General features: G+C 73.5%; 11 protein-coding genes. 8 read left to right on the top strand and 3 right to left on the bottom strand.

Annotated elements, in window-relative coordinates; genetic code table 11:
• The 5 genes from KY462_14885 to KY462_14865 form a co-directional block, all read left to right on the top strand.
• Positions 1 to 314, top strand: a 314-nt coding sequence (locus tag KY462_14885; GenBank protein MBW3578993.1) for an HNH endonuclease, incomplete at its 5' end; no start/stop codon positions are given.
• A gap of 137 nt (positions 315 to 451) precedes the next feature.
• Positions 452 to 1,051 (top strand): SEC-C domain-containing protein, encoded by a 600-nt coding sequence (locus KY462_14880; protein MBW3578992.1) that lies wholly within the window; start codon positions 452 to 454, stop codon positions 1,049 to 1,051.
• A gap of 288 nt (positions 1,052 to 1,339) precedes the next feature.
• The gene (locus tag KY462_14875; GenBank protein MBW3578991.1) at positions 1,340 to 1,522 is read left to right on the top strand and encodes a hypothetical protein; all 183 of its coding nucleotides are present in this window, start codon (positions 1,340 to 1,342) and stop codon (positions 1,520 to 1,522) included.
• A gap of 223 nt (positions 1,523 to 1,745) precedes the next feature.
• Complete coding sequence (locus KY462_14870; GenBank protein MBW3578990.1) at positions 1,746 to 2,345, top strand: hypothetical protein; 600 nt, start codon at positions 1,746 to 1,748, stop codon at positions 2,343 to 2,345.
• 245 nt (positions 2,346 to 2,590) lie between these two features.
• On the top strand, positions 2,591 to 3,490 hold the full coding sequence (locus tag KY462_14865) for a hypothetical protein (protein ID MBW3578989.1): 900 nt from the start codon (positions 2,591 to 2,593) through the stop codon (positions 3,488 to 3,490).
• Between the two features lie 56 nt (positions 3,491 to 3,546).
• Here the strand turns inward: KY462_14865 and KY462_14860 are convergent, their stop codons facing one another.
• From KY462_14860 to KY462_14850, 3 genes are read right to left on the bottom strand one after another with little or no spacing between them, the layout of a single operon-like run.
• A complete protein-coding gene (locus KY462_14860) occupies positions 3,547 to 4,797 on the bottom strand; it encodes an MFS transporter (GenBank protein MBW3578988.1) in 1,251 nt (416 codons plus the stop codon).
• Positions 4,798 to 4,805: 8 nt separating this feature from the next.
• Entirely contained in the window at positions 4,806 to 5,156 is a 351-nt protein-coding gene (locus KY462_14855) for a hypothetical protein (GenBank protein MBW3578987.1), read from the bottom strand.
• Between the two features lie 19 nt (positions 5,157 to 5,175).
• Entirely contained in the window at positions 5,176 to 5,751 is a 576-nt protein-coding gene (locus KY462_14850) for a GNAT family N-acetyltransferase (GenBank protein MBW3578986.1), read from the bottom strand.
• 198 nt (positions 5,752 to 5,949) lie between these two features.
• Here KY462_14850 and KY462_14845 point away from each other — a divergent pair, with 198 nt between their 5' ends.
• From KY462_14845 to KY462_14835, 3 genes are read left to right on the top strand one after another with little or no spacing between them, the layout of a single operon-like run.
• On the top strand, positions 5,950 to 8,094 hold the full coding sequence (locus KY462_14845; GenBank protein MBW3578985.1) for a helicase-associated domain-containing protein: 2,145 nt from the start codon (positions 5,950 to 5,952) through the stop codon (positions 8,092 to 8,094).
• Positions 8,091 to 9,794 (top strand): DEAD/DEAH box helicase, encoded by a 1,704-nt coding sequence (locus KY462_14840; protein MBW3578984.1) that lies wholly within the window; start codon positions 8,091 to 8,093, stop codon positions 9,792 to 9,794. The genes KY462_14845 and KY462_14840 overlap by 4 nt, the downstream gene beginning before the upstream one ends.
• Positions 9,795 to 9,805: 11 nt before the next feature.
• A complete protein-coding gene (locus KY462_14835) occupies positions 9,806 to 10,783 on the top strand; it encodes a patatin-like phospholipase family protein (GenBank protein MBW3578983.1) in 978 nt (325 codons plus the stop codon).
• The last annotated feature ends 1 nt before the right edge of the window (position 10,784 follow it).

The raw sequence follows: 10,784 nt of genomic DNA, 5'->3' as shown, positions 1-10,784 counted from the left end.
TTCCGATCTCCGCATCGGTCCCGATCCACCTGGGGCGCACCACCCGCGCCCCCAGCGTCGGCCAGCGCGACTGCCTGCTCGTGCGCGACAAAGCCTGCCGCGGCTGCGGGGCGCCCGCCCACATCTGTGTCCCCCACCACTGCGTGCACTGGACCGACCTGGGGCCCACCGACCTCAACAACCTCGTGCTGCTGTGCGACCACTGCCACCAGCTCGTCCACGAAGGCGGCTGGAACGTGCGGTGGAACCCCGACAACACCGTCACCTTCACCACCCCCGACCAGCGACACCTCGTCCGAGACCCACCCACCTGACCCCCGGGTCCCCCCACCCCCACACCGGCCCGACCGACCGCGTCGCGACAGCCGGGCCAGGCGCCCCATGAACACGCACGTGTCGCCCCGCGGCCTCCCGTGCCGGGATTGGTCTCATCGGCACGGGATCGTTGGAGATGTCGCTGGGCTGTGTCAGCATCCGGCCACCCGTGAGCAAGGAGCACGCCGTGGCCAAGATCGGACGCAACCAGCCCTGCCCGTGTGGTTCGGGGGCCAAGGCCAAGCGCTGCTGCGGGGTCCCGCGCGGGCCGTCACCCGACCAGCTGGCCACCGCGTTCCTCAACGCCGCATGCCGCCAGTGGGCCCCGGTTCTGGCCGGCTACACCGTCGAGGAGCTCGGCGAACTGTTCCAGGAGGTCGCGGCCCTGCCGGCAACCGACCTGTCGCTGCACGCGAGGCTGCCACGGCTGCTACCGGCGGGCCTGCAACGACTCCGCACGGCCATCGCCGAGGACGACGCCGACGCGGTGACCGCGGCGATGCCCGACGCGCTCGCGATCATCGACACCCCACTCGAACGTCAGCGGCTCGCCCGGGCCGTGCTGGCCTTGCACGACGACGGCCACCGCATCGACTGCGACACCGCAGCCGCCGCCATCATCGACCTGGCGGCCGACGACCACTCCCTCCTCCTGCTCCGCGCCATGATCGAGGCGCTGTCCGTCGATACCGGCACAGCCAGGACCCCGGCCGGCCTGCTGGTCGCGGCCCGGTAGCTGAGGTCGCCGCGCGCGTCGGGGAAGTTGCCACTCGCTGTCGCACCGGCAGCGCGGCGGGCGGTGACCGACTCCCCGACCCGGTGGGGCACGCCTTGAGCCATCTCTTCGTCGGGGCGCCCCTGGGTGTGCTCCTCGTCGCGGCGTTGCGTCGGTGGCCGCCTGCGCGACAGATCGCGCCCGGACGGTCGGGTCGGTGCATGGCCGTCATCGGGATGACCGGCGTGGTGACGGGTCAACTGTTCGACATCGTGGGCGCGAGGGTCGACGAGCCCGCCACTGGAGGGAGTGGCCCACACGGTCGGCATGGTGGTCACGACCTTCTCGATGCTGATCCTGGCCGTCGGTGCCGTTCTCGCCCTCGTTGCCGCCACACGTGACAGAGCCGTCCCGCGGTGGGTGGCAGCCCCCATCGCGGTCCTCACGCTCGGCGCGCTGACGATGATGTTCGCCGGCGCTCCCGGGTCCTGACGGGGCCGGCACCCCCGTCGCCCAGGTCGCCGGGGCGCGCAGTGGCGGCGCGCCACTCAGGGCCGCTCGGCTCCCGCTCGCGGATCCGGTCTGAGGTCACGGCGGGCTAGTCACGGGGGGCCATCTTCGTGCCACCCGTAACCGGCGGGCTCCGATCAACGCATACACGACTGTGAGTCACGGGCAACCACGCACCGTGACACCCCAGAGGAGACACACGACAATGCTCGAGACACTCTTCAGCGCGCTGAGCGCCAAGGTCGCTGCCGGTGCGATCAGCGCCGTCACCGCAGCCGGCCTGGTCGCAGGCGCCACCGGACAGCTCCCCGACGCGATGCAGGACGGGCTCAGCGAAGCCGCTGCCCGCGTGGGGATCTCGGTCCCCGCCGGCGGCCAGGACCAGCCGGTCGACACCACCACCGAACAGACCGAAGAGCTTGGCACGCACGACGTCGAGACCCACGAGCGCGGCGACGAAGACCGCAGCGATGCGGTGCGTTCGGTGATCGACGAGTACCACGGCGAGCCGGGCGAGTTCGGCAAGTCGCAGTCGCAGTCCGATGACCCCAGCGAGTTCGGTCGGGCGGTGTCCGACGCCGCGTCCGAGGGTCGGGCGTCGGCAGGCCGCGAAGCCGGTACCGACGTCGCCGATGACAAGCGCCCCGAGCGGCCCGCCGCGGCCGACGAGGCCAGCCGTCCCAGCAACCCGCCGGCGGACGTCACGGCCGACGAGGCCAGCGACCCCTACCGCCCGCAGGAGCCCCCCGTGGACGCCGGTGAGGGCGAGCACTCCGACAGCGTGGAGCGCCCCACCCGCCCGTAACCCCCGACAGCCAGCAGGCGGACCCCGGACGACCATCGTCCGGGGTCCGCGCCATTGCAGGACGGGTTGATACCTCGTCCCACCCGTGCAGCAGGGCCCGGTCGGTGACCTCGACACGAGCGTCCTGCGTGTACGGATGGTCAGGAGCGCCCAACACGGTCGGTCCTGCGATCAGCCAGCCTGGGCAGCGTTCGCCGGACCCGGGGCGCCCTCCCACGCCCATCTGACCATCGAAGGAGCTTGCCGTGAAGAGACTCGCCGTACTCGGCGTCGCCGCGCTGCTGCTGGCGGCGTGCCCACAGGCCGAGGAAGAACCGACCCCAGCAGTCAGCCCCACCCCCACCCCGGCAGCTGAGGGTGGGACCTTCAACGTGATCGCGATGGCGCACAGCACAGGCGAGACGCCCCGGGGCGCCGACGTCCCGATGCAGGCCGAGCCCTGGGATGGTGAGAGTGAGGGGACGTTCAGCTACTCGGCGATCTCGTGTGCCGACGACGCCCCGATCAACGACATCTCGACGAACCTGGCCACGTTCAACTCGAAGCTCGAGGACAGCCGTTCGCCGGCCTCGACCCGCATGCACCCGATCGAGTTCCAGGTGACCGAAGTGACCGAGGACGGCGAGGGCCAGCTCGAGGGGACGATCGCGCTGACGGTCTGCCAGCCCCGCCCCGGCGCGGTCACCGACGACGTCGCTGACGACCAGCGGGACCGCATCGACTTCGACTGGACCGCCGACTTCCAACGGACCTCACCGGAGGAGGTCGCCTTCCGGGGCACCTTCGACATCACCGGAGGGACAGGGATCTACCAGGACCTGACCGGTTCGGGGGACATCGCGGGGTACGTGATGTGCCTCGGCGACGTGGAGTGCGCTGACGTGGACGAGTACCGCGACATCCAGATCGCCATGGTCGGGTCGTACGACCATCCACAGCTGGACGAGGCCGTGATCCAGGTGACCGAGACCGCCACCCCGACGCCGACCGCGACCGTCACCGCGACGGCGACGGCGACCGCCACGCCGACGGCGACGGCGACCGTCACCGAGACGCCGGAGGCCACGCCCACCCCCGACGAGAGCCCCGAGGAGAGCCCCGAGGAGAGCCCGACGCCGACGGCCACGGCCACGCCGACGCCGTAATCAGACCTGGCTCCGCGCCGTTCACCCGCCCGGACCGACCGGGCGGGTGACGTGTCTCACGGGCCGTCGGTCGGTGGGCGCCCCGACTCCTCCAGCCGCAACCCGCGGGTCTCCGGCAGCCGGACGTAGGCCAGGCTGAGTGCCGCCGCCGGCAGGCTCACCGCCGCAGCCGCAGCGGTGAAGCTGACGAGCGTGTCGGCGAGGACGCCGAACGCCGCCAGCCCGCTGACCCCGCCCAGGATCTGGGCGGCGGCGATCCATCCGGCGGCGGTCGCCCGCGCCCGGGTGGGGAACAGCTCGGTGTCCAGCGCGCCGGCGGCCGGGGTGAACGCCGACGCGGCCAGGACGGTCAGCGGGTAGGCGACGAACAGCCCGACCCGCGACCCGCTGTAGGTGACGAACGCGAACGCGGCTCCGGCGGCCAGGCCGGATGCGGCGGTGACACGCCGGCCGAACCGGTCGGCAGCCCACCGCCCCGCCAGCAACCCCGCCAGCCCCGTGACACCCGACGCGACGAACAGGGCCGCCATCGCGGTGGCGTCGACCCCCTGCACCTGCTCCCCGTACAGGAAGATGTAGGAGTTGACCGGTCCGCTCAGGAACCCGATGCCGAAGTGGATCGCGGACAGCGTCACCAGACGTGGCCGCAGCGAGCGCGGCATCGGCCCGACCAGACGCCGACGAGGAGCGGCCGTGACGGAGGCGAACCGTTCGGGCTCCTCGATCCGGCGCCCCACGACCGGCACGAGCATCAACGGCACCACAGCCAACGCGAGCATCCCCCGGAACCCGATCCACTGGTCGAGGAGCGCCCGGGAGACCGCGAACAGGCCGCTGCCGGCGGCGAACGCGGCACTGACCAGCGCGATCGCCTTCGACCGGTCCTGGCTGGTGGTCTCCTCGGCAGCGACCACGCCGGCGATCGCGTTCGTCGCGGCCAGCAGCGGACGGCCCAGCGCCAGGATCGCCACGAACCACCACCAGCTCGGCGACGCAGCAGACACGACGGTGAACCCCAGGCCAGCGGCGCAGACGGCGATCAGTACCCGGCGTCGACCGAACCGGTCGGCGATGCTGGCGGCCGGCAAGCTCGCCAGCGACGCCAGCCGGATGACCGCGAGACCCAGGCCGACGGTGGTCGCAGCCATCCCCACCTGCGGTATCCCGCCGCCACCGGCTGGCTCGCCGAACGCTTCGGCCAGGTCGCCGAGAAGCGCGATCACACCGAACTGACCGAACCCGGACGCGGCCGCCAGCCCGGCCGTGGACCATACGGTGGCGTGCAACCAGCCGCGGAGCTTCGTCACGCTGGGTGCTAGCGGCGCAAGCGGTGGCCGGCGACCCCGGCAACGACAGCGGCGACGGCCGGATCGACCCGTGCCAGCATGTCGGGGACCCACGTCGGGCGGCCGAAGAACGGCAGCGCCGGGTGAACGACGATCGCGGCCAACATAGCAGCAGCCACGATCCCCGCGGCGACGCGCCCCACACGCTGGTGGAACGCGGCCGCAGCCACGCCGACCAGCGCGTAGGCGACCAGGATCAGGCCCAACTCGACCCGTCCCCCGCCCGCCTCGCCCCGGAACAACGTCGGCAGCGCAATCATCACAATGGCCGCCAGCGCCGCGGCGACACCGACCGCGACCTCGGTGATCGTGCGTTGCATCTCGGGTTCGCCTCCTGAATCAGATCCCCCGCCACACGTCCTCGTACCACGGTGGCTCGTCGGGGACCGCATCCGGCGGTGGGAAGTGCTGGTCGGCGTCGGGGATGAGGTCACGCTGGAAGGCGTGGCCGACACCCGACGGGAACCGCACGTCGAGGTCGGGGCGGCGCACGAACCCCAGCTGCTCGTACAGGCGGTGCGCCGCCGTCATGAACCACATCGAGTGGATCACCATGCGGCGGCACCCCTGCTCACGTGCGGCGTCGAGACATGCGCCGACCAGCGCCCGGCCGGCGCCTGACCGCTGAGCGGTCGGGTCGACGGCCAGGAACCGGAACCCGCAGTCGGCCACGGGAAGCAGCATCGTCTCGAACTCGCGGTCGCCGGGGAGGGTGAACGCCACAACACCGACGACCCGGCCGTCGCGCTCCGCGACGAACACGGTGGTGGCTCCCGGCACCCACCGCTTCGGGTCGCCGAGGAAGCGGCGGTAGGGCTCGTCGAAGGGGCCCGAAGAATCGTAGGCCTCCAGCAGCAGGCGGCCGACGCCGTCGCGGTCGCCGGGTTGGAGCTCGCGGATCTCGATCGACGTCACGACACGGCCGCGGCGCCCTGCCGGGCGGCGGCCTCGAGGCGGTCGCCGATCATGGCCGCAACCGCCCCGCCTTCGACATGCGCGCACTGTAAGGATGCGCCGGCGGTTGCGCCCTCAACGCCCCGCCCGGCGCTATCCTGCCCAGCCTTCCCCCGCGCGGACGCGCGAGACCGTGCCCGACGCTGCCAGGGGAAACGCGTGCCCAACGATGCCGTCGCCGCCCGCCGCGCCGCGCTGGAGTCGTTCAGCGCCGCCGACCTCGCCGACCTGTTCCGCCGGGTCCCCGAGATCTCGGGGGCGCTCAGCGGACAGGGTCCGCTCTGCCCCCAGGTCGTCGGCCGCCGCCGCGGGCGGCTCCCCGCGGCGGCCTCGACCCTCGCGCAGCTGCTCACGAGCACCGGGACGATCGTCTCGACGCTGTTCAGCTGCGACGGGCTCGAACTGCGACTGGCTCTCCTCGCCGCCTGGCACGGGGGGCAGCTGACCGCCGAGCAGGCCACCGCCGAGGCGGGCGCCGACCGGGCGGGGGACCTGGACGCGGCGGCGGAGGGTCTGCGTCGCCTGGTCGTGGCACGCCGCGACCGGGCGTGGCTGGAGCTGCTCCCGGGCGTGGCCGACCGGCTGGAGCTCCCCGGCATCCCGGCGCGCCCGTTCCTGCAGCAGGAGACCAGCGACGAGCTGGCCCGCCACCTCAAGGCGCTCGGCATCGCCAAGCCACCTCCCCGCAAGCACGAGCGGGTCGACCGGCTCGAGGCGGCCCTGCGCGACCCGGACGTGATCGCCGCCCAGCTGGCTGCCATGCCGCCCGACGTCCGCGAGGTTTTCGCCAGTCTGGCCACCGGCGGCCCCCAGCCGGTGACCGCTTTGGGGATCAGCTACCACGTGCCGCGCCGACGGTCCTACCAACTCCGCCGGGACACGCCGCTGCACTGGCTGGAGGACCGCGGCATGGTCGGGGTCGACCACCGCGGCCAGGTCGCCGCCGTCTGGCTCGACGTCACGGTGGGCCTCAACGGAGGGCGGCTGTTCCCCGGATGGCCCGCCCCGCCGGCGGTCTCCCCCGCCGCGCTGGCCGACCCCGGCCCGTTCGTCCCGGCGACCGTCGGCCTCGCCGACCGGCTCCTGGACCGCTTCGCGGCGGACCCCGCACCGAGCCTGGCCGCCGGCGGCATCGGGGTCCGCCCGGTCCGGGCCGCCGCCAAGGCACTCAACGCCGACGACCGCGCGGTCGGCCTGCTGACCCACCTGGCGGTCCGCTTGGGGCTCCTGGGGGTGACTGCGCCGCGCCGCCGGGGCCGCAGCAGCCAACCGGCCAAGGAGGTCTGGACCCCGACCTCACTGGCGACCGACTTCGCCACCCGGTCGCCCACCGAGCGGTGGGCCCTGCTGGTCGACACGTGGCGCGACGACCCCATCGTCGAGGACCTGCCCGACCGTGTCACCGTCGACGCCGAACCGGACCTCACCCGCACGGCCGCCCGCGTCCGGCTGCTGACGCTCCTGGCCGACCTGCCGCCCGGGACCGGGCTGCCCGCCGACGCTCTCGCCGAGCGGGCGTTGTTCGCCTACCCCAACGTGGTCGACCGGGACGTGGTCGCCGGGGCGGTGGGAGCGCTGCGCGTCCTGGGGCTGGTTCCCGCCGACGGCCCGGTCGGGTTGACCGACATGGCCCGCGCCCTGCTGGACGGTCCCCGCCGGGCTGCGGCCCTGCTCAGCCCGCCCACCCGCCGGTTCGCCGTGCAGGCCGACCACACCGTGGTGGCCGGCCCCGACCTCGCCGATGACCTGTCGACCGAGCTCGGCCGGTACGCCGACCTGGAGTCAGGCGCGGGCGCGCACGTCTTCCGGCTGAGCGAAGCTCGCCTGGCGGCGGCCATGGAAGCCGGTGCCACCGCGGAGTCGATCGTGTCGTTCCTGTCCGAGCACGCCGCCGCCGAGCTGCCGCAGAACGTGGCGTACCTGGTCGAGGACGTCGCCCGCCGTCACGGCCGCCTGCGCACCGGCGAGGCCGGCTCGTACCTGCGGTGCGACGACCCCGGCCTGCTCACCCGCGCCGTGCAGGTCAAGGCCGCCAAGCTGCGGTTGGTGGCCCCGACCGTGGCGGTCTCACTGCTCGAACCCGACCGGCTGGCCGCGGCGCTGCGTGCCCGGGGCCTGATCCCCGCCGTCGAGGACGGCGGTGGCGTGCTCACAGCGGCCACCGACCGCCCGCAGGCGACCCCGGTGTGGGACGCCCCGCAGCGCCTCGGCAAGCCGCGCCCCGCGCCGTCCCTCGATCGCCTCGCCAAGGATGTCCTCGACGCCCCCGCGGCGGACGGTGAGCTCGGATGGGTGCCCGCATGACGCACCGGGAGGACACACCCGCGACCGACCCGCTCAACCCCCTGATCGTCCAGTCCGACCGCACCGTCCTGCTCGAGGTGGCCAGCCCGAAGGCCGGCGACGCCCGCGCCGCCCTGGCCAGGTTCGCCGAACTGGAACGCTCCCCCGAGCACGTGCACACCTACCGGATCACGCCCCTGTCGCTGTGGAACGCGGCCGCCGCCGGGGTCGGCGCCGACGACGTCGCGGCGACCCTCACCGGGTACGCCAAGTACCCGGTGCCCGCTGCCGTGGTGGCAGCGGTCCGCGACGAGATGGGCCGGTACGGGCGGCTGCGGCTCGTCCGCGATATCGACAGCGGAGGGCTGGCGCTGGTCACCGACCAGGTCACGCTCCTCGAGGAGGTGTGTCGCGACCCGACCGTGGCGGCGCTCGTCGGTGAGCGCCTCGACGGCAACCGGGTCGCGGTCCGCCTCGCCGATCGCGGCCCGCTCAAGCAGGCGCTCCTGGCGTTGGGCTGGCCGCCCCGCGACGAGGCCGGCTACGCCGACGGCCGTCGCCTTGACCTGACCCTGACCTGCCGGTTGCGCGCCTACCAGGCGGACGCGGTCGCGGCGTGGTGGGCGGACGGCTCGCCCGCCGGGGGGAACGGCGTGCTGGTGCTGCCCTGCGGGGCGGGGAAGACCGTCATCGGCCTGGGCGCCCTGGCCCAGACGGCCACGCGCACGTTGGTTCTGACCACCTCGATCCTCGCCGCCCGCCAGTGGATCGCCGAGCTCACCGACAAGACCGACCTCGACCCCGACCAGGTCGGCGAGTACTCCGGTGAGCGCAAGGACATCCGGCCGGTCACCGTGGCCACCTACCAGGTGATGACGTGGCGCGACCCCGACAGCCGGGACGAGCGCGGGCTGGTTGGGGACTTCCCGCACCTGGCACTGTTCGACCGCAACGAGTGGGGGCTGATCGTCTACGACGAGGTTCACCTGCTGCCCGCCCCGGTGTTCCGCATGACCGCCCGGATCCAGGCGGTGCGCCGCCTGGGGCTGACGGCCACGCTGATCCGCGAGGACGGCAAGGAGGCCGACGTGTTCTCCCTGATCGGCCCCAAGCGGTACGACGCACCGTGGCGGGATCTGGAGGGCCAAGGCTGGATCGCACCGGCCCGGTGCACGGAGGTCCGGGTGGACCTGACCGGCGACGAGGAGCGGATGGCGTACGCCACCGCCGCGCCGCAGGCCCGCTACCGGATCGCGGCGACCACCCCGGCGAAGCTGGCCGTCATCGACCGGCTCGTGGCCCGCCACGCCGGCGACCGGATCCTCGTGATCGGCCAGTACCTCGACCAGCTGCGCGACGTCGCCCGCCGCCTCGGCGCACCGCTGGTGACCGGCCAGACGGCCCAGGCCACCCGCGAGCGGCGCTTCGCGGCGTTCCGCGCCGGCGACGTCCCGGTGCTGGTCGTCAGCAAGGTCGGCAACTTCGCGATCGACCTGCCCGAGGCCAACGTCGCCATCCAGCTGTCGGGCACGTTCGGATCGCGCCAGGAGGAGGCGCAGCGGCTGGGGCGGATCCTGCGGCCCAAGGCCGATGCGGGAGCCGCCCACTTCTACACGGTCGTGACCCGCGACACCGCTGACCAGACCTTCGCCGCCAACCGGCAGCGGTTCCTCACCGAGCAGGGCTACGCCTACACCATCGTCGACGCGGCCGGGGCGTGACGGTCCGCGACGTGACCGGCCACGCCACCCGCCCAGCGGACCTGGTCCTGGAAGGCGGCGGGGTCAAGGGCGTCGCGCTGGTCGGGGCGGTCACCAGCCTGCACCAGGCCGGCTACCGCTTCGAACGGGTCGCTGGGACCTCCGCCGGAGCGGTGGTCGGGGCGCTGATCGCGGCCGGCGCCACACCCGACCGGCTCCGCGCCTGGATGGGCACGATCGACTACCTGCGGTTCGCCGACCGCAGCCTCCTGGACCGCATCCCCGTGCTGGGCCCGACCCTGTCGATCGTCCTCGAGAAGGGCATCTTCGAGGGCACCGCGGTGCGGCGCTGGGTCCACGAGCGCCTCGCCGAGCTCGGCGTCGAGACGTTCGGCGATCTTCGCCGCGACGACCCCGGCAGTCACCTGCCGCCGCAGCGGCGCCACCGGCTGGTGGTCACCGCCACCGACCTGACCCTGGGTCGCCTGGTCCGCTTCCCGTGGGACTACCACCTGTACGGGCTCGAACCCGACGAGCAGCCGGTGGCCGACGCCGTCCGCGCGTCGACCGCGATCCCGTACTTCTACGAGCCGGTCGGCCTCCGCGACGCCCGCGGGGAGGTGCACTACCTGGTCGACGGCGGGTTGCTGTCCAACTTCCCGATCGAGCTGTTCGATCGTGACGACGCCCGCCCCCCGCGCTTCCCCACCATCGGCGTGAAGCTGTCGGCGCGTCCCGACGGCCAGGGGCCCGCCCACCGCATCCGCGGGCCGGCCAGCTACCTGCGGGCGGTGATCGGGACGCTGCTGCTGGCCCAGGACTGGAAGCACCTGCACGACCCGTGCGTGGCCGAACGCACCATCTTCGTCGACACCAGCGGCATCTCGGCGGTCGACTTCGCGTTGACCTCCGCCCAGGCCCAGCAGCTGTTCGCCTCCGGGGTCGACGCCGCCCAGCAGTGGCTCGCCGGCTGGGACTGGGAGGACCACCTCGCGCGGTGCCGCCCGTAGC

The sequence above is a fragment of the Actinomycetota bacterium genome (assembly GCA_019347675.1).
Classification (GTDB): domain Bacteria; phylum Actinomycetota; class Nitriliruptoria; order Nitriliruptorales; family JAHWKO01; genus JAHWKW01.
Note: the sequence above shows the minus strand (reverse complement) of the source record. Positions and strands in the feature narration are given on the sequence as shown.

Excerpts from the sequence above, each read along its gene's own strand:
- KY462_14880 (MBW3578992.1), top strand. The coding sequence starts at position 452 with ATGTCGCTGGGCTGTGTCAGCATCCGGCCACCCGTGAGCAAGGAGCAC.
- KY462_14870 (MBW3578990.1), top strand. The coding sequence starts at position 1,746 with ATGCTCGAGACACTCTTCAGCGCGCTGAGCGCCAAGGTCGCTGCCGGT.
- KY462_14855 (MBW3578987.1), bottom strand. The coding sequence starts at position 5,156 with ATGCAACGCACGATCACCGAGGTCGCGGTCGGTGTCGCCGCGGCGCTG.
- KY462_14840 (MBW3578984.1), top strand. The coding sequence starts at position 8,091 with ATGACGCACCGGGAGGACACACCCGCGACCGACCCGCTCAACCCCCTG.